At 64.7% G+C, this 17619-nt stretch carries 17 protein-coding genes; 8 read left to right on the forward strand and 9 right to left on the reverse strand.

The annotated features are described in order from the left end of the window. Window positions 1-2: 2 nt before the first annotated feature. Window positions 3-1121 carry an iron-containing alcohol dehydrogenase gene (locus tag C5L14_RS00930; protein WP_105860154.1) on the forward strand — a complete coding sequence of 373 codons (1119 nt, stop codon included), beginning with the start codon at window positions 3-5 and terminating at the stop codon, window positions 1119-1121. Between the two features lie 13 nt (window positions 1122-1134). On the opposite strand, the gene C5L14_RS00935 is transcribed toward C5L14_RS00930, so the two are convergent. Further along, entirely contained in the window at window positions 1135-1836 is a 702-nt protein-coding gene (locus C5L14_RS00935) for a FadR/GntR family transcriptional regulator (protein ID WP_105860155.1), read from the reverse strand. A gap of 3 nt (window positions 1837-1839) precedes the next feature. After that, on the reverse strand, window positions 1840-2865 hold the full coding sequence (locus C5L14_RS00940; RefSeq protein WP_105860156.1) for a four-carbon acid sugar kinase family protein: 1026 nt from the start codon (window positions 2863-2865) through the stop codon (window positions 1840-1842). 619 nt (window positions 2866-3484) lie between these two features. Between C5L14_RS00940 and C5L14_RS00945 the strand changes: the two genes are divergently transcribed. The 7 genes from C5L14_RS00945 to C5L14_RS00975 all read left to right on the forward strand — a co-directional run bounded on the left by C5L14_RS00945 (window position 3485) and on the right by C5L14_RS00975 (window position 12314). Next, complete coding sequence (locus C5L14_RS00945) at window positions 3485-4042, forward strand: hypothetical protein (RefSeq protein WP_105860157.1); 558 nt, start codon at window positions 3485-3487, stop codon at window positions 4040-4042. A gap of 259 nt (window positions 4043-4301) precedes the next feature. Beyond that, entirely contained in the window at window positions 4302-4808 is a 507-nt protein-coding gene (locus C5L14_RS00950; protein ID WP_105860158.1) for an RNA polymerase sigma factor, read from the forward strand. A gap of 149 nt (window positions 4809-4957) precedes the next feature. After that, window positions 4958-5920, forward strand: coding sequence for a FecR family protein (locus C5L14_RS00955; protein WP_105860159.1), 963 nt, complete (start codon window positions 4958-4960; stop codon window positions 5918-5920). Between the two features lie 225 nt (window positions 5921-6145). Beyond that, window positions 6146-8539 (forward strand): TonB-dependent siderophore receptor, encoded by a 2394-nt coding sequence (locus C5L14_RS00960; protein WP_105860160.1) that lies wholly within the window; start codon window positions 6146-6148, stop codon window positions 8537-8539. Between the two features lie 4 nt (window positions 8540-8543). After that, a complete protein-coding gene (locus tag C5L14_RS00965) occupies window positions 8544-9479 on the forward strand; it encodes an ABC transporter substrate-binding protein (RefSeq protein WP_181160951.1) in 936 nt (311 codons plus the stop codon). Beyond that, window positions 9472-11460, forward strand: coding sequence for a Fe(3+)-hydroxamate ABC transporter permease FhuB (gene fhuB / locus C5L14_RS00970; RefSeq protein WP_181160952.1), 1989 nt, complete (start codon window positions 9472-9474; stop codon window positions 11458-11460). The genes C5L14_RS00965 and fhuB overlap by 8 nt, the downstream gene beginning before the upstream one ends. Then, window positions 11457-12314, forward strand: a complete 858-nt coding sequence (locus tag C5L14_RS00975; RefSeq protein WP_428832588.1) for an alpha/beta hydrolase — start codon at window positions 11457-11459, stop codon at window positions 12312-12314. The genes fhuB and C5L14_RS00975 overlap by 4 nt, the downstream gene beginning before the upstream one ends. 59 nt (window positions 12315-12373) lie before the next feature. Here the strand turns inward: C5L14_RS00975 and ccoS are convergent, their stop codons facing one another. From ccoS to ccoO, 7 genes are read right to left on the reverse strand one after another with little or no spacing between them, the layout of a single operon-like run. Next, on the reverse strand, window positions 12374-12574 hold the full coding sequence (gene ccoS, locus C5L14_RS00980; protein ID WP_105860164.1) for a cbb3-type cytochrome oxidase assembly protein CcoS: 201 nt from the start codon (window positions 12572-12574) through the stop codon (window positions 12374-12376). After that, window positions 12571-14820 carry a heavy metal translocating P-type ATPase gene (locus tag C5L14_RS00985; protein ID WP_105860165.1) on the reverse strand — a complete coding sequence of 750 codons (2250 nt, stop codon included), beginning with the start codon at window positions 14818-14820 and terminating at the stop codon, window positions 12571-12573. The genes ccoS and C5L14_RS00985 overlap by 4 nt, the downstream gene beginning before the upstream one ends. Next, entirely contained in the window at window positions 14817-15605 is a 789-nt protein-coding gene (locus C5L14_RS00990; RefSeq protein ID WP_428832589.1) for a DUF2189 domain-containing protein, read from the reverse strand. Before C5L14_RS00990 ends, C5L14_RS00985 begins: the two co-directional genes overlap by 4 nt. A gap of 10 nt (window positions 15606-15615) precedes the next feature. Beyond that, window positions 15616-15825 (reverse strand): hypothetical protein, encoded by a 210-nt coding sequence (locus C5L14_RS00995; RefSeq protein ID WP_105860166.1) that lies wholly within the window; start codon window positions 15823-15825, stop codon window positions 15616-15618. Beyond that, on the reverse strand, window positions 15822-16691 hold the full coding sequence (ccoP, locus tag C5L14_RS01000) for a cytochrome-c oxidase, cbb3-type subunit III (protein WP_105860167.1): 870 nt from the start codon (window positions 16689-16691) through the stop codon (window positions 15822-15824). The genes C5L14_RS00995 and ccoP overlap by 4 nt, the downstream gene beginning before the upstream one ends. Before the next feature lie 3 nt (window positions 16692-16694). After that, entirely contained in the window at window positions 16695-16865 is a 171-nt protein-coding gene (locus C5L14_RS01005) for a cbb3-type cytochrome c oxidase subunit 3 (RefSeq protein ID WP_105860168.1), read from the reverse strand. A gap of 1 nt (window position 16866) precedes the next feature. Continuing rightward, a complete protein-coding gene (ccoO, locus tag C5L14_RS01010) occupies window positions 16867-17619 on the reverse strand; it encodes a cytochrome-c oxidase, cbb3-type subunit II (protein WP_105860169.1) in 753 nt (250 codons plus the stop codon).

Here is a 17619-nt window from a genome sequence, read left to right on the forward strand (position 1 = left end):
GCATGACCATCGCTCCAATCGTTCTCCATCAGCCCCGCCGTCTTGTCGTGGGTGCCGGCACGGCGGCTGAGGTCGGCAACTGGGCCGGCGATGCCGGGTCGGTCCTGGTGATTGCGACGCCGATCACGGCGGGCTTTGCCGATCGTCTGAAGCTGTCCGGCCGCGTCAGCGTGTTCGATGCCATTCCCGGCGAGCCGGATATCAAGACGCTGGATGCGGCTCTTGAAGCCGCGCGTGGCAGCAAGCCGGACCTGATCGTCGGTCTTGGCGGCGGTTCGGTTCTCGATGTCGCCAAGCTGGTGGCCGTGCTCTGGGATTCGCCGCAGACGCTCGCCGACGTCGCCGGGCCGAACCGGGTGGCGGGCCGGCGCACGCGCCTCGCGCAGGTCGCCACCACCGCTGGTACCGGCTCGGAGGCCGGCATTCGTTCCTTGATCACCGATCCCGGCAAGGGCAACAAGATTGCCGTCGAAAGCCCGCATATGATCGCGGATCTCGCCGTGCTGGATCCGGAGCTGACCTATTCGGTGCCCCCGGCGGTGACGGCGGCAACCGGTGTCGATGCCATGGCGCACTGCGTCGAAGCCTTCACCAATCGCCGCGCCCATCCGATGATCGACGGTTTTGCCCGCATGGGCTTCGGGCTGGTCGGCAAATATCTGGCGCGTGCCGTCAGGGACGGCGCCGATACCGAGGCACGCGAGGGGCTGATGCTCGGCTCCTATTATGGCGGCATCTGCCTGGGGCCGGTGAACACCGCCGCCGGGCATGCCATCGCCTATCCGCTCGGCACGCGGCTCGGCCTGCCCCATGGTTTGGCGAATGCGATCATCTTCCCGCATGTGCTGGCCTTCAACCAACCCGCCGCCGCCGGCAAGACGGCTGAAGTGGCGCATGCGTTGGGATTGGGACAGGATCTTTCCAGCACCGGGCTGGTCAAGGCAGCCCATGATTTTTGCCGAGGACTCGGCATCGAAATGTCGCTTGCCGCTCACGGCGCCAGGGAGGATGACCTGCCGCTCTATGCGCGCGAGGCACATGCCAATCGTCGCCTGATGGACAACAATCCGATCGACATGAATGTCGACGACGTGCTTGCGATCTACAGGGCAGCCCTTTAGGTTCTGCTGCGATTTATCTGCTCGCCTGGAACAGGCGGTCGCGAGACCCGGTAAGATGGTCATGCATGAGCTGTCTCGCCTTCGCCCCGTCACGGGTGGCGATGGCTTTGGCGATGGCCTCATGCTCGGCGAAGACCCGGGTGAGGCCGGTCGCCTCGCGTTTGACCGAGGCGCCGTGGAAGCGCATGCCGACGGCGATGTGATCCTTCAGGGCTTCCATCGCGGTGAAGAAATAGCTGTTCTGAGCCGCTCGCGCGATGGCGAGATGGAACTGGAAGTCCGCGTCTTCCCGGTGGGACTGCCGGTTTGTGGCGTCCCGCATGAGTTCCAGGGCCTGGCGAATGGCGGCCAGATTGGCTGCGTCGTGGCGCTCCGCCGCCGCGGCTGCCGCCGCCGGCTCCACCGTGAGCCGGAACTCGTAACAGTTCAGAAGGTCGGCGACGTTTTCCAGCTGTCCGAAGCCGAGCGGCTCCCGCATGCCGACCGCGCGCACGAAGCTGCCCGCCCCTCGCCGCGAATAGATGAAGCCCTGCTCGCGAAGCCGGCGCAGCGCCTCCCGGATGATCGGGCGCGAGACCTCGAATTCGATGGCCAGATCGTGTTCGGTCGGCAGGCGTTCGTCCGGTTTGTATGCGCCGGACTTGATGGCACGATGCATGCGCTCGAAGACGAGATCGCCGAGACTCCTGCGCGCTGTTCCGTTCTGCAAACCCATCTGTCATCCCGTCTTGCGGAGGATCTGGCCGGCGATCCTGCTCAGCGTATCCGGCTGCCCGAACCCCCCCGATTTTGCAATGATGCAATGACCTCGGGCATGGGCCAAGCCCAGCCCCGGCTGGCATTCGCCCAGGAGCCGAAAACGCCCGATTTCCATTTTTTCCAGCACGGCCTGCGCCGTTTCCCCGCCTGACAACAGCAGCGTCGATACCTGCGCGAGGCTGGGATATACACTCTGCGCAAGGGCTTGGGAGACCTCCCGCGAGGTCACGGTCTCCTCGCCCGGCACCGCCTGCACGAGGGTGATGGCATTGCCGTCGACGAGGGGCTCGGCGAGGCGGCCATTGGGCGCCGGCAGGTAATGGGGATCGAACGCGGCCCTGAGCGCATCGACCTGGGCAAGGGTGATCGGATCATGGGATCCAATCACGAACAGGGCGGGTCCGTCCGCAATCTCGGCCAAGCTCCCGACGGCCCGCCCCGTAAGGCGTTCGGCAAGCGCTTCCGCCAAGCCTCGTGCGCCGATCAGAAGATCGATGCCCTCCTCTTCCGATCGGGCGAGCCAGACGCGCAACCCGTCCTGGTCCGGAATGTCCGGAATTGTGGCGCGCACTGCGTGCGGGCCGAGCTTCTCGACAATGGAGATCGGTGTCTCCACGCCGAACCCTTGCACGCAGCCGGCTTTAACCACCCGTCCGAAGTCGGGAATCGCCGGGGCCATCAGTGCGGCGCGAAAGGGCAGGGCATCGAGTTCGGCGGCAACATGCCCCTTGAGGCGCGAGTCCACCTTCTTGAACAGGCGGGTCCCGGCCGGCAGGGCGGCCAAGGCTGCGGCGGTCAAATGCCGCGCCGTATCGGCGCTCAGTTCGCGTGAAGCGAGATTGATCGAAACCACGTCCGGACCTTCCCGGACGGCCTCGTCAATGGCATCGATCGTCAAGGCCACCTGCGCATGCATGCCCCGCGCCGCGAATGGCGCGGCGGTGTCCAACGCGCCCGTCAAATCGTCGGCAAGAATGGCCAGCATGGTCGTTTCTCGGAATTGTTGTTATCTTAGATTTTCTCTTTATCATTGAAATGTCAACAATTTTTGTGCATACATTACAAATGTACCGCAAGTCTTTCGCCCGCCCGATGCCGCAGGAATGCCGTGGTTCACATACCTCCCGGCTGATGGACCGAGACAAAACACGGGCAGGCGAGGCGATGTCCGGGATGCCGCTCACGAAGCCAACCAGGGCGTGATGGCTGACCGGTTTCGTTTGGTGTTACCCTCGACACAACAGGTCCGACGATCCGTCCGTAAGATAACAAAGAACCGACTCCGGCCCTGCCAGGGCGGCCTGAAAGTCGAACGAGCCATTAGCGGTCACCCTCACAGGGAGCAGCGCGATGGAAGACGATCCAAGATCTGCCTTTCTGGAATAAGCAGCATGGGCTTCGCGGGTTGCCGGCCGCCGCCGTTACGACCTGAATGGTGCTGACGGGGCCTTTCCTTGCAGGTTCCCTTGCTCCTGCCGGTTCGGTCGCGGGGCTCATGGCCCTGTACAAGCAGTCGCCGCGATGCGGCAGGACCGCGCCGCCTGTCTTGCCGGCCGGCTTGAGCGGGACTTGCCGGAAGGTCCTGCATTCGTTTGGGGATAGCCATGATCAAGCAACGCATCCTTGCCTTTTCGTGCTGCGTCGCCATCGCCCTGAGTGGCTTTTCAATGCCCGCTGCCGCCGCCAAGGCGGAGAAAGGTCCGCACGAGGATCTCCCGGCCTATTGCGCCCGTGTCGGTACCGACGACACTCTCCGCGGCTATACGCCTGACCTGCGCGATCGGACGCTGCGTGCCTACAAGACATTGCAGAGTGGGTCTGGCGCGCAGAGCACTTCCCAGGCAGATCCGGACGAGCTCGATGTCCATTTGAAGGCCGACGCCAACTATCGCTGCATGGACGGCAGGGTGATGGTCTGTTCCGTCGGCGCGAACCTGCCTTGCGTGAAGATCAACATGGCGCGCAACATCCCTGAAATCACGAAATACTGCCGGGAGAATCCGGGCGCCGACGACGGCCATGACCTGGCTCTCGCGATTACGGGTCATGATACGGGCCATAGTTTCCAATGTCGCCATGGGCGCGCCGTCGTCACCGGCACGACCTGGGCACTCGACAAGCGCGGCTTTGCCAAGAAGATATGGTCCGTTCTTCCCGACTAGGAGCCGCCCCGTGCGGGCGGGGTCGACTGCGCACAGTCTAGAATCTGTATAAATTATTGTTATTGCAAGAGAATTCAGAGAATGGCAAAGGGGATCGGGTTCCTCCTTCATATCGGCTGTCGTCGTGCCTCAAGCTCAGCGCCTCTTTCTCTCTTGCTTCGCGACGGTCTGCTTTGATCCATGCAAGCGGGTGTCGCGGCAAGACTTACCGCATGGTGCGATGGCAGGCGGGAATTGCGTCCTCATGGAGGGGCGCTAGATGGTGCTGGATATCCGCACGCTGTTTCTGCGCCACGCCAAGGAGGTCTCCACCGCCCTGCGGCGCAAGGGAGTTACGGCCGAGAACGCCGCCGATTTGACACAGGAGACCTTTCTCAGGCTGCTTTCGGCTGAAGCGCATGCCGAGTTGAATCATGCCAATCCACAAGCCCTGATCCACCGCATCGCGCGCAATCTGCGCGTGGATCAGCAGCGCCGCGAGCGACTGGCGCTCCGGGACGACCTCGCGGACGAGGCCGTCGCCGCGATTTCGGACGACAGACCGTCTCCCGAGACCATCGTCATCGACCGTCAGCGCCTTGCGATCGTCGCAGCGGCGCTGGCGGACTTGCCGGATCGCACGCGCCAGGCCTTCCAGATGCATCGTCTGGGCGAGAAGACCATCGGCGAAATTGCGCAGGAGCTTGGCCTGTCGACGACCAGGACCTGGACGCTGATCCGGGAAGCCTATCTTCATGTCCGGGCCCGGCTGCAGGAGAAGGTGTAGGCGCGGCGAAAGACATCCGGTTCGCCGGATGAAGCCAGCAGCCGGCGGGCCGCTTCGCAGGCGTTCGGAAAATTGTTTCCGCTCATCCGTTTGATTGATGTAGTCAGGAATGGCCGGCCGGTGCCCGCTCGCCTGCCCAAGGAACGTCAATGAACGATACTTCCCCACAGGAAGATCGGCTGTTCGAAGAGGCGGCCGATCTCATGATCCGTCTCCAGAATGATCCGGGCAATCCCGTGTCGAGGCAGATGGTGAAGCGCTGGCGCGCCAGGGGCCCGGCCTATGAGAAGGCATGGCTCGAAGTTTCGGAAATCCATGGCCTGACGGGCCGGGTGCTTGTTCCCGCCTATCGGGCCAAACAGCGTTCCCGGCAGGGGCTGAGCCGTCGCAGCGTCGTGGCGGCGGGAGTGGCCGGGGCAGGGGTCTTGGCCGGCAGTTATCTTGCCTTGCCCGCCCTTGTTCTGCGCGCCAAGGCCGATCACCTCACTGGGACAGCCGAAATCCGTCGTATTGCGCTTCCCGATGGCGGCACGGCGACACTGGGCCCGGACAGTGCTATTGCCCTGCATTACGACGGCCGCCGGAGAGAGGTTGCCTTGCTGGCGGGTATGGCATTCTTCGAGGTTGCCAAGGACCCCTCGCGCCCCTTCCTGGCCACGACGTCCGAAATGGCCGCGACCGCCCTCGGTACGGCCTTCGACCTCAGCAACGATGCCGGCCTGGTTTCGGTTTCGGTCGAACATGGCTTGGTCGAGATAAATGTTCCCGGTTCAGGTCCCGCTGATGGCAACCGGCTGGCGGCCGGGCAATGGGCGACCTTCGACGAACGCACTCGCCTTACCACGCGCGGCAACCGGGATGCCCGCCAGATCGGTGCCTGGCGCAGCGGCCAGATTCTGGTCGAGAACGAGCCGGTGCGGGCCGTCGTGGCGAAGATCGCGCGCTGGCAGCCGGGGCGCGTGATGATCGCCGATGCGGGTCTCGGCGCCAACCGCATCAGCGGCGTTTTCGATCCCGGCAATCCCTTGCGCGCTTTGGAAGCAGTGGTTCATCCCTTCGGCGCCCGCGTTCGTTCGCTCGGCCCCTACCTCACCGTGATATCGTCGGTCTAAAGCGTTTTCCAGAAAAGTCGATAGACTTTTCAGTGAGAGAAAACGCGTCAAAACAAGGAGTTAGAGCAATATGACGCTTCGGAGCAAAGTCATCCTGCTCTAAAAAACTTCGTAGAAGAGAGAAATTTCGCGGCTCCCATTCGTCTTCACTCAAGGGGGGCGGGCTTGCGACGCGGTCGTCGAGCCCTGCAGCCCCTTGGTGTCGGTGAGTGAGGAGGGTTGTCGATGGAATTGGCTCGAGGCTTTCGTGGGGGCCTTTCCGGCTGGGCGCTGAGTTCCGCCCTGATGGCTTCGAGCGTTATCGTCTCCATGCCGCTCCTTGTTCCGGCCAACGCGCAGGCGGCGCAGGTTCAATTCACCATTCCGAAGGGACCGCTCAGCCAAGCCTTGGCCGCATTCGGGCGTCAGAGCGGCTTGCAGATTACCTATCTGCCTGCGATTGCACGAGGCAAGTCCTCGCCCGGTATCGCCGGTTCCGCCACGCCGCAGCAGGCGCTGTCGCGCCTTTTGCGTGGCACGGGTCTGTCCTACACCTTCACGAATTCAAGCACGGTCGCGATCACGGCGCCCATCGTCCGGGACGAAACGGCCAGTATTCCCGGCGCGATCGAGCTCGATCCGGTCGTGGTGGAGAGCGGTGGGGATGGCAGCACCGGCTACGTCGCCCGGCGCAGCGTGGCGGGCACGAAGACCAACACACCGCTGATCGAGACCCCGCAATCAGTGACGGTGCTCACCCGCAAGGAACTGACCGACCGCAATGTCCAATCCCTGACGCAGGCCGTCGCCTACACGCCCGGCGTGCGAACGGAATCCGCGGGTTTCGACTCTCGCTTCGACTCCTTCTCCATCCGCGGCTTCGACGTCACCTATAACGGGATCTATCGCGACGGGCTGCGCCTCCCAGGCGCCAACATGGCGGTCTTCAAGGTGGACCCCTACAATGTCGAGAACATCTCGGTGCTGCGCGGCCCGAGTTCGGCTCTCTACGGTCTGGGATCGCCCGGCGGGCTCGTCGACATCACCTCCAAGCTCCCGGTCGACACGCGCTTTGGCGAGGTGGCGCTGGAGGGCGGCAACAGGGACCACATCCAGGGCAATTTCGATATTGGGGGCCCGATCGACGCTCAGCAGACCTTGCTCTATCGCCTGACGGGAACCCTCAGAGACGGCAAGACAGCCAATGTTTTGGGCGGCGGCGATGACAAGCTCGCCAGCCTGGCGCCGGCCTTCACCTGGCGGCCGAACGACCAGACGACATTGACCATCCTCGGCGAATATCTCCAGGCCAAGACGCCGGCCGCCTTCCCCTTTTACACATGGGCGGGTTCACCCTCCAATCAGTATGCGCAAAGCGATCCCGATTATAACAGCCTCGAGCAGAGCCAATATCGCATCGGCTATCAGTTCGAGCACAAGTTCGACGATACTTTCACGTTCCGCCAGAAACTGCGTTATGGCGCCGCCGATACGGAGGTGCGCTTCACCGGGATCACCAGCGTCGATACCGATGCGATGATCGCCAAGCGCTATACCGGCTATGTCCATGACAGATTGAAGGCCTTGGCGGTCGACAATCAGCTCCAGGCCGATTTTTCGACCGGTCCCGTCGAGCACAAGATGTTGGTGGGCCTGGATTATTCCAATCTCACGCTGCGCAGCGGCGTCGGCTACGGGACGGCACCCGATCTCGACCTGACCACGGGCGCCTCGCTGGGGGCTTTCACCGATCCGCCCTTCAATTCCTCCAACATGTCCCAAAGGCAGAACCAGCTCGGCCTCTATGTGCAGGAGCAGGCCAAATATAATAACTGGGTCCTGACTCTGACGGGCCGGCAGGACTGGGTCCGAACCAAGACCTATGAGCGCCTTTCCGATTCACGCCAGAGCGCTAACGACAATGCCTTCACCGGGCGCGTGGGCCTGACCTATCTGTTCGACAACGGCCTCGCCCCCTATGTCAGCTATTCCACCTCCTTCAATCCCAATCTCGGTTCCGCCGACGGCGTCGCATTCAAGCCCACGACCGGCCGGCAGATCGAAGGAGGCGTCAAATACGCCCCCGCCTGGTTCGACGGGATGGTCACCGCGTCCGTCTTCGACATCACGCAGGATGGCGGCATCGTGTCCATAGGCAATGTTTCGACGCAGCGAGGCAAGATACGCGGACGCGGCTTCGAGCTGGAAGCCGTGGCCAATCTCGGTGCCGGCTTCAGCCTGCGCGGCGCCTATACCTTCCTGGACCTGAAGACCATCACCGGCGATGTCGGCACCGTCGGCAAGGTGCCAACCGCAACGCCGCGCAACAGCTTCTCGACCTGGGTCGACTACCAGGCGCCCGGCGATATCGCCCTGGCAGGCTTCGGCGCGGGGCTGGGCTTGCGTTACATCGGCGAAAGCTACGGCGACGCCAAGAATACCTTCAAGAACGATGCGGTCGCGCTTGTGGATGCCAAGCTCAGCTACGATCTCGGGCAGATCAGGCGGGGGCTGAAAGGCTGGGACGTGCAGGCCAATGCCCGCAACCTGTTCGACAAGAAATATGTCACCTGCGAGGCCGGTTTTTGCTACCAGGGGGCTCGCCGGGTGATGACCGCCAGCCTGCGCTATCGCTGGTGACGCCTTGCAGTTCGGCAAGGCTTCCCGTCTCTCGCCCAGCCGGCGGACTTTCCTGACCGGGGGGCTGGCCGCGCTCGCTTCAGGCCTTGGTTCCGCCTCGGCAGCGCCAACGGGTTTGCAATCGGCTCCTTATCCCACGCGCATTGTTTCGCTCGACGATGGCCTGACCGAAACCCTGCTCGGCCTGGGCGTGACGCCGATCGCCATGCCGCAAGTCGAAGCCTGGAACGACTGGGTGGTCGAACCACGCCTGCCGCCCGGCATCGTCGATCTGGGGACCGACCGAGAGCCCAATCTCGAACTGTTGGTGCGGCTTGCGCCGGACCTCATCATCACGACGCCCTACCTGGCTGCGATCGAACCCGTGATGGCGCGTATTGCTCCCACACAGACATTCTCCATCTACGCTCCGCCGGGGGGGCATCCCTATGAACTGAGCATCAAGGAGACACTCCGGCTCGGCGCCTTGCTTGGACGCGACAGCCAGGCACAGGCCCTGATTGCCAGGGGGGCGGCTACAATGAAGCAACTGCGCTCCCGTCTTCGCAAGGCTGCGGACAGGCCGGTGCTGATCGTCAACTTCCTCGACGAGGGGCATCTGCGCATCTACGGCCAGCGCAGCCTGTTCCAGGATGTGATCGACCGCTGCGGCCTTGCCAATGGCTGGACGCGGCCGACCAACTATTGGGGTTTTTCCACCATCGGGCTGGGGGATCTGGCCGTCAGTCCTGAAAGCCGATTTCTCTATTTCGAACCGGTCGCCCCGGGCATCCTCCAAAGCCTCGCAACCAACCCCGTGTGGAACAGCCTGCTGTTCGTTCGCGCCGGGCGCATCCATCGTCTGCCTGCCGCATCGGCTTTCGGAATGCTGCCTTCCGCGATGCGCTTTGGAACGTTGCTGAGCAGCCATCTTGCAGATGTCGAAAACACCCATGGTTGAGACTGCACGTCATAGGGGAGCCACCGTTCTCACCGCGAGCCTGCTCGTTGCAGCGGGCGCCTTGAGCTGGTGGCACATTGCCGGATACCTGCCTGCGGGGTTTGGGCTCGATGCCTTGTGGGCAGGAAATCCCGCCGACACCGCACAGATGCTGCTCGCCTATAGTTTCCTGCCACGCCTCGTCGTCAGCCTCCTGTGCGGCGCCACGTTGGGCCTGGCCGGCGCGCTCTGCCAGCTTTCCTTGCGCAACCCCATTGCCTCACCGACCACGCTCGGCATCGAGGCCGGGGCAAGCCTTGCCCTGAGCGTGGCGATGCTATGGGCGCCATGGCTGTTCGCCTTCGGGCGGGTCTGGTCGGCCCTGGCGGGCGGCGCGCTGGCGGCAGCGGGGGTTCTGGCCCTTTCGTGGCGGCGGGGCCTCGCCCCGATTTCGGTCATTCTGGCAGGACTTGTGACGGGGCTCTTCTGTGCGGCCCTCACGGCCATGCTGACCCTGTTCAAGACGGAGTATCTCGCCGGGCTCTTCATCTGGGGCAGCGGCTCTCTCAGCCAGCAGGGGTGGACGGTGACGGTCAAGCTCGTCCCTGTCCTCCTCGCGGCCGCGCTGGCCGCCGGCATGCTCGCGCGTCCCTTGGCATTGCTGGGACTGGACGATGCCAAGGCACGAAGCCTCGGCCTTTCCGTCGCGACGGCAAGGCTGTCCGCCTTGGCGCTTGCCGTGGTGCTCAGCGTCAATGTCGTGAGCGCGGTCGGCGTCATCGGCTTCATTAGCCTCGCGGCTCCCGTGCTGGCCCGTGCCCTGGGCGCGCGACGGGCCGGGCATCAACTGGCGTGGTCGACTGTGTTCGGTGCCGGCTTGTTGTGGCTCGTGGACCAGGCCGTCCAGTCGGCGGACGCTTTATCGGGGCTGAGCCTGCCGACCGGCGCCGTCACGGCCCTGCTGGGCGCGCCTCTCCTCATCGTCCTGCTCGTACGGCAAAGGAGCGTGCCGCTGGTGCCTCCGGCCGCCGCGGTGGAGAAAGCACCGCCGTCGACCACGACCACGAGCCGTCTCATCGCCGTGGCAGTCCTCCTGCTCATCCTCCTGGCGCTCTCCACGGTGATTGGACGCGACGGCAATGGATGGCATCTGAGCCTGGGGCAGGAACTCGACAGGGTGGTGGCGCTGCGCCTGCCGCGTGCAATTGCAGCTCTGGCCGCAGGCGTGATGCTTGGCCTCGCCGGATGCCTGCTACAGCGCCTGACGGGCAATCCCATGGCCGGCCCGGAGGTCATGGGTGTCAGCGCTGGCGCAGCCTTCGGCCTTGCCATCGCCCTGTTCTCTCTGTCGACCGTCGGCCGGGGCATGCAATTGCTTGCAGCGGCGATCGGCGCCTTCGCCGCATTGGCGGCCATCCTGGCCCTCGACCGCAAGGCGAGCCCCGACAGGGCCCTGATCGCCGGCATCGCCTTCGGGGCCATGTTCGACGCGGTGATCAACGTCTTGATGGCCGGCGGAGATCCGCGTGCGATGCTGCTGTTGAACTGGATGATGGGCTCGACCTATGCGGTGGATACCACTGCCGCGCTCGTGAGCATTGCGACGGCGCTCCTGCTCTTTGGTGGATTGTTGCTGACCGTGAGAATGCTGACCATTCTGCCGCTTGGCAGGGGCATGTCGTCCGCTCTCGGCCTCAATCCCGGCCACAGCCACGTCCTCACCCTGGCTCTCAGCGCTCTCCTTGCCGCCGCGGCGACCCTGATCGTCGGGCCGCTCAGCTTCGTGGGGCTGATGGCACCGCATCTGGCGCGCCGCCTCGGCATGCGCCGGGTTACCGCTGAGCTGGCTGGGGCGGCCCTCATAGGGGCGCTGGTCATGGTCGCCGCCGACTGGTTCGGCCGCACCATCGTTTTTCCTCGGCAAATTCCCGCCGGACTGGCGGCATCCCTGATCGGATGTCCGTCCCTGATCTGGCTCCTAGCGCGAAGGTCCCCATCGTGAGTACAGCAGCCCTCATTGCCGACACGATCCATTTCGATCTGGCGCCTGCGTCGCAAATGTCGCCCTACCGCATTTTCCTGCGCATTCCCAGGGAAGCGCCGCCGCCCCAGGGCTGGCCGATCCTCTATTTCCTCGATGCCAACGCCATTGTCGGGACGGCGGTCGACATCATGCGCGTCCAGTCGGCCTATCCGCGCGGCACCGGCATCATGCCTGGGGTGCTGGTTGGCATCGGCTACCCGACGCCGGAAGCCTATGACAGCGTGCGCCGATCCTGGGACATGGGGCCGCCGCCCGGCCAGACCTACCCGCCCCACACCGAGGGCGGCCCCGAGGTGCGAACCGGCGGAGCCGACCAGTTCCTGGCGTTCATCGAGGACGAACTCAAGCCGGTGATCGCTTCCCGAGCCCCCATCGATGGAAGGCTGCAAGCCCTATTCGGCCACTCCTTCGGCGGCCTGTTCGCTCTGCATGCCTTGTTCCGCAAGCCGGAAGCCTTCTCGGCCTGGGTCGCGGCCAGCCCGGCGATCTGGTGGGAAGGGGCGGGTATCGTGGGTGAGGCCGAACGTTTCGCCGCGCGAAAGGAGGCAAACCCTCCGGGACGCGTGCTGGTGCTGGCCGGCGAGTATGAACAGCGCCTGGCGCCATTCCAGCTCGGCGCGAGCGACGCGGCCGAGCGCGAGCGGGGCTATGCGGAAAGCCGGATCGTCGACAATGCACGGGCCATGGCCGAGCGCCTGGCGAACGTGCCGGGTCTTGAGGCATCCTTCCAATTGCTGGAAGGCGAAAACCACATGTCCGTCCTGCCTGGTGCCCTCAATCAAGCGATCCGCTTCGCCTTCGGCTCCCCCTGAGATCTCTCGAACGCGCAAGGGGCATCTCGCCTCCAGGCTCGCCATCCGCGACGGTGCGGTCAGTCCGGAAGGAGAGACGGCGGCGAAGCCCTGCCGCCGAGTGGAGCGGAGCCGGGCCTGTCGTCGTCCTGGAAGAGAATGCGTTCGCCGGCCCCATCGAGATCCTCATACTGGTCGCTGCTCATCGACCAGAAGAAGGCGCCCAATGCGGCGGCGCCGAGGATGAGCGCGATCGGGACGAGGAAGACGAGGCTGTTCATTTTGCTGCCGCCATGCTCATGCGCTCCACCGGTATCGAGGCCACCTTTTCGACGGTTGGGCCGGCAGGGCGGAGACGAAGGGCGTTGGCGACAACGATGATCGACGAGACGGACATGGCGAGCGCGGCCAGTAAAGGCGTGACATAGCCGGCCATCGCGACCGGGACGGCGAGCGCGTTGTAGACGATGGCGATCACGAAATTCTGCCGGACCAGCCGGTTGGCCCTGTGCGCTATGTCGAGAGCCACGGGAATGGCGACGAGGCTGTCGTGCAGAAACACGAAATCGGCTGCGCTGCGTCCGATGTCCGCCGCGGTCGCGGGGGCCATCGACACATGAGCGGCCGACAGGGCAGGAGCATCGTTGAGGCCGTCGCCCACCATCAGTGTGCGGCGCCCCCCGGCTTTTGCCGCGGCGAGCCGTGCCACCTTCTCGCCCGGCATCAGGCCGGCTGCAAAATCCTCGATGTCCAGCGCCTTGGCGATGCCGGCGACGGCGCTTGGCCTGTCGCCGGACAGGATCTCGACGGAGAGTCCGGCATGGCGCAGCAGCTTCACCGTTTCGGCGGCGCCCGGGCGCAGTGCCTCCGCGATTTCGAAACGAGCCATCTCCCTCCCGTCGCACGAAAGGACCGTGCCGTCCGTGGCATCCTGCATGCCGAGAGCCCAACTCGCCCGGCCCAACCTAAATCGCCGGCCGTCGAGACGGGCTTCAAGGCCGAGCCCCGCCTGCTCGGTCACGTCGGAGGCATCGAGCCGCCGCCCTGCGGCGCCGGGTGCCGCCATCGCGATGGCCTGGGACACCGGATGGTTCGAATGCCGCGCCAGCGCGGCCGCGATCTCCAGGGCTCCGGGAGATACGCCGCGAAGATCGACGCGAGGCGTGCCGATGGTCAAGGTGCCGGTCTTGTCGAAGCAGACGGCCTCGACCTCGGCCAGGCGTTCGATGGCCGACCCATCCTTCATCATGATGCCGGCGTCGAACAGGCGGCGGGCGGCGATGACCTGGACGATGGGAACGGCGAGGCCGAGGGCGCAGGGGCAGGTGATGATCAGTACGGCGATCGCGATGCTGGTGGCGTTGTGCCAGTTTCCGCTGGCGGCCATCCAGCCGAGGAAGGTCACCAAGGCGGCGAGATGCACCACCGGTGAGTAGAGGCGGGCCGCCCGGTCGGCGATCCTGCGGTAACGCGCCCGCCCGTCTTCGGCGGCCTCCATCAGGCGTGTCATTTCAGCAAGGAAGGAGTCTCGTGCACGCGCCGTGGCCATGAGCCTGACGGGCGCACTCAGATTGAGCGCGCCGGCTTGGACGAAGGAGCCGGCCGCCACGGCCACCGGCATGCTTTCGCCTGTCGCCAAGGCGCAATCGAGGCTGGAGCTCCCGGACACGACCTGCCCGTCCACCGGTGCGCGGTCCCCCGCGGCGAGGATGATCGCCATGCCCGGCTCGATCTCGCCGATGGGCAGATAGTCGCGGCTGCCGTCGGGGCGCTCGACGGTCGCCCCGCGAGGAGAGAGCCGCAGCAAGGAGCGAACCACGCTGCGCGCACGCTGGCGCATGGCGTGGTCGAGGGTGCGGCCGATCAGCAGAAAGAAGATCAGGCTGGTCGCGGCATCGAAATAGGCCTGGTGGCCCTGGTGCAGCGTATCGTAGAGGCTGAGCCCGAAGGCAAGCGTGATGCCGATGCTGATCGGCACGTCCATATTGGTGCGGCCATGCCTCAGCGCGGTCCAGGCCGAGCGATAGAAGACGCCGCCGGAATAGAACAGCGTCGGCAGGGCCAAAGCTGCCGATATCCAGTGGAAGGCCTGCCGGGTTTCCGCCTCGGCTCCGGACCAGATCGAGACCGACAGCATCATGATGTTCATGGCCGCAAAGCCCGAGACCGCCAAGGCGCGGATGAGGTGGGCCATTTCCGGATCGAAGCTCCGATCTTCAGCCTCGTCCAGATGCGCCTTGTAGCCCACTGCCGCGAGCGCCGAAATCATGTCGGGCGGCGCCTTGCCGCGCCAGGTGACGGCAACGCGGCGCGTGGTCAGGTTGGCGCGGGCGCGTTCGACATGAGGAAGCCGCGAAAGCGCCCCTTCGATGCTCTGGATGCAGGCGCCGCAATGCATGTCGGGAACGGACAGGCTGGTCTGCCACGATCCGTTGCCCAGATCGCGGCTGGCCAGCGCGATCTCATCCTGGGAACTCGCCCGCCCGATGGCGGCGGCGAGTTCGACGCCATGTGCACAGCAGCTCATTCGATGGCCCGATAGCTGTGCCAGGTCGCATGGCCGAGCAGGGGGAAGATTACGATCAGCCCCAGCATTCCCGTCGCGAGGCTGGCGAGAAACAGGGCCAGAACGATGGCGCCCCACATCAGCATGACCGGCAGATTGCGGAACACCATGGAGATCGAGGTGCCCATGGCCGTGAAGGCATCGACGGGCTTGTCGAGCAGCATGGGAATGGAGAAGGTGCTGATGGCGAAAGCGAAGGCGGCGAAGACGCCTCCGACGACGGTGCCGGTCAACAGCATGGCCCAGCCGATGGGCGTGGTGAACAGCATCTCGGCGACATGGTCGAGACCCGGGAAAGGGCGATAGCCGAAGAACAGGGCGTAGATGATGACGGCCGCCCGCATCCAGGCCAGCATGAGCAGGCACAGGATCGCCCCTGTATAGAGCACCTGGCCGCCGGATCGGGCCCTGACGAACATCATGCTGGTGAGTGTGAACGGTTTTCCGGCCTCCAGGGCACGGCTCTTCTCATAGAGGCCGATGGCCAGCAGCGGGCCGAGCACCATGAAGCCGGCCAGCGCCGGGAAGAGGATGTAGTCGAGGCCGAGCGCGCCGAGTGTCCACACGATGACGACCGAAACCGCGAAGACGACAAGGCCATAGGCCAGGCTGGGACCAGGCCGTTGGATGAGGTCGCGCCAGCCGGCGGCGAGCCAGCCGAAGGCGGCGGATGCCGGCAGATGTCGTCGGCGCCTTTCAGCAGCGGAGAGCAGGATGGCTTCGAGTTGGCTGTTGGATTGCATCATGGAATCCCCCTCAGCATGAGGATTGGGCGGCACCGAACGAGCCCGCATCGCGTGCCTCGCCCGTTGCCTTGTCGTGGGCGACGCAATCCGGCCGCGAGGCGAAAGCCACGTAGATCAGATGCGCATTGGCACCGGCGAACACGGCGACGACCAGCACGCTCAGAACGATCGCCGCCAGGCGCCATGGGCGGGGCTGCGGGCCGGCGGATCGCCCGGTCATGGCTTGGCCGCCTCGAGCGTCGAGACGTAGAGCGCCAGGATCTTCCGGCTCGTCTCCGACAGGCGGCCTTCCCAATGCGGCATATACCCCTGCCGGCCTCCATAGATGGTGGTGTAGAGTGTCTGGCTGTCGCCGCCATAGATCCAGAAGCGATCGGTCAGATCCGGTGCGCCCACATCCGTCTTGCCTTTCGCATTGGCGCCGTGGCATGCGGCGCAGTTGGCGGCGAACACCTCTTGCCCCGCCTCGATCTGCGTGCTGTCGCCCTGCTTGCCGGATAGCGACTGCACATAGGCGACGACATCCTCGATCTTCGCCGCGTCGAGCACGTGCTGGCGGCCGAAGGCCAGCATCTGGGAAACCCTTGTATCGGGATGGCCCGAATTGATGCCGATGCGAATGGTCTCGGCAATGGTTTCGGGCGAGCCGCCCCACAGCCAGCTCTTCGATGTCAGATTGGGGAAGCCGGGACCGCCGGTCGCCTTGGCGCCGTGGCAGGCCGCGCAATTGTCGCGAAAGAGGGTCTGGCCGGTTTCCCTGACCTTTTGCATCAGCGCGGGATCGGCCTCGATCGCGGCGAAGTCCCTGGAGGCGATCTCCGCCTCCCAACTGCTGCGCTCGACGGCTGCCTGCTTGACCTGGTCACTCACCAATTGCTGCTGGTCGATACCGAGCAGGCCCTTGGTATAGGTCGTGACCAACGGAAAAGCCGGATAGAGCAGCCAGCAGATCAGCGAGAATGCAAAACCGAGCGCTAGAAAGACGAACACTACCTTCGGCACCGGGGTGTCGAGTTCCTCGATGCCGTTCCAATCATGGCCGGTGGTCATCCGGCCCGTGACGCTATCGCGTTTGCCTTCCTGCATGGCTCACCGTCCCGGCCGATCAGTCGTATCGAGGATGCTGTTTGCGGCCCTGTCGAATTCCGCCTTCTTGGCCGGCCACAGGGCGTAGATCGTGACCGCGATGGAAAAGCCGATCAGGTAGAAAAGGCCCCAGCTTTTTGAAAAAGCGACGACGCTCTGGTGATCGAAATCCATTTCACTTCTCCGCGACGGTCGGCGGCTGCGTCGCGCCAGCCGCCGGCTTGTAGGGAATGTCGGTTTGTCGGCCGAGGATCTGCAGATAGGCGACCAGCGCGTCCATCTCGGTCAGCTCGCCTGGATTGCCGTCGAAATCCCGGACATTGGTGGCCTCGCCATAACGCTCCTTCACGCCGGTGGAGGCGTCGGCATCCGGAGCAGCCTGGCCATAGGCGTCCGCTGTCGCGTTCTTGACCATGGCGTCGGTATAGGGAACACCCACCTTGCGCTGCGCTGCGAGATTGAGCGACAGGCCGTCGATCGTCAGGGCGTTGGCTGCCAGCCAGCCATATCTAGGCATGACCGATTCCGGCACCACGGCTCGAGGATTGATGAGATGGGCCACATGCCAGGCATCCGAATATTTGCCGCCGAGACGCGCGATATCGGGGCCGGTGCGCTTGGATCCCCACAGCATCGGGTGGTCGTATTTCGACTCCACCGCCAGGGAGTAGGGGCCGTAGCGCTCGACTTCGTCGCGCAGGGTGCGGATCATCTGGGAGTGGCAGGCATAGCAGCCTTCGCGGATGTAGATATCGCGCCCCGCCAGTTCCAGCGGCGTATAGAGGCGCATATCCGGCGCCTTCTCGACCGTCTGATCGATGGTGAAGAGGGGCGCGATCTCGATGAAGCCGCCGATCGACGAGACGACGAGGATGGCGGCGAGGAAAGCGATGGAGTTGCGCTCGAGCTTGCGGTGAATTTCGGGCAT

Source organism: Labrys okinawensis, assembly GCF_002982075.1.
Taxonomy (GTDB): domain Bacteria; phylum Pseudomonadota; class Alphaproteobacteria; order Rhizobiales; family Labraceae; genus Labrys; species Labrys okinawensis_A.

Coding starts and splice junctions, on each gene's coding strand:
- ccoO (WP_105860169.1), bottom strand. CDS start 17,619: ATGCCCGAAATTCACCGCAAGCTCGAGCGCAACTCCATCGCTTTCCTC.
- C5L14_RS00950 (WP_105860158.1), top strand. CDS start 4,302: ATGGTGCTGGATATCCGCACGCTGTTTCTGCGCCACGCCAAGGAGGTC.
- ccoP (WP_105860167.1), bottom strand. CDS start 16,691: ATGCAGGAAGGCAAACGCGATAGCGTCACGGGCCGGATGACCACCGGC.
- C5L14_RS00935 (WP_105860155.1), bottom strand. CDS start 1,836: ATGGGTTTGCAGAACGGAACAGCGCGCAGGAGTCTCGGCGATCTCGTC.
- C5L14_RS00995 (WP_105860166.1), bottom strand. CDS start 15,825: ATGACCGGGCGATCCGCCGGCCCGCAGCCCCGCCCATGGCGCCTGGCG.
- C5L14_RS00945 (WP_105860157.1), top strand. CDS start 3,485: ATGATCAAGCAACGCATCCTTGCCTTTTCGTGCTGCGTCGCCATCGCC.
- C5L14_RS00985 (WP_105860165.1), bottom strand. CDS start 14,820: ATGAGCTGCTGTGCACATGGCGTCGAACTCGCCGCCGCCATCGGGCGG.
- C5L14_RS00960 (WP_105860160.1), top strand. CDS start 6,146: ATGGAATTGGCTCGAGGCTTTCGTGGGGGCCTTTCCGGCTGGGCGCTG.
- C5L14_RS00930 (WP_105860154.1), top strand. CDS start 3: ATGACCATCGCTCCAATCGTTCTCCATCAGCCCCGCCGTCTTGTCGTG.
- C5L14_RS00940 (WP_105860156.1), bottom strand. CDS start 2,865: ATGCTGGCCATTCTTGCCGACGATTTGACGGGCGCGTTGGACACCGCC.
- fhuB (WP_181160952.1), top strand. CDS start 9,472: ATGGTTGAGACTGCACGTCATAGGGGAGCCACCGTTCTCACCGCGAGC.
- C5L14_RS00955 (WP_105860159.1), top strand. CDS start 4,958: ATGAACGATACTTCCCCACAGGAAGATCGGCTGTTCGAAGAGGCGGCC.
- ccoS (WP_105860164.1), bottom strand. CDS start 12,574: ATGAACAGCCTCGTCTTCCTCGTCCCGATCGCGCTCATCCTCGGCGCC.
- C5L14_RS00990 (WP_428832589.1), bottom strand. CDS start 15,605: ATGATGCAATCCAACAGCCAACTCGAAGCCATCCTGCTCTCCGCTGCT.
- C5L14_RS01005 (WP_105860168.1), bottom strand. CDS start 16,865: ATGGATTTCGATCACCAGAGCGTCGTCGCTTTTTCAAAAAGCTGGGGC.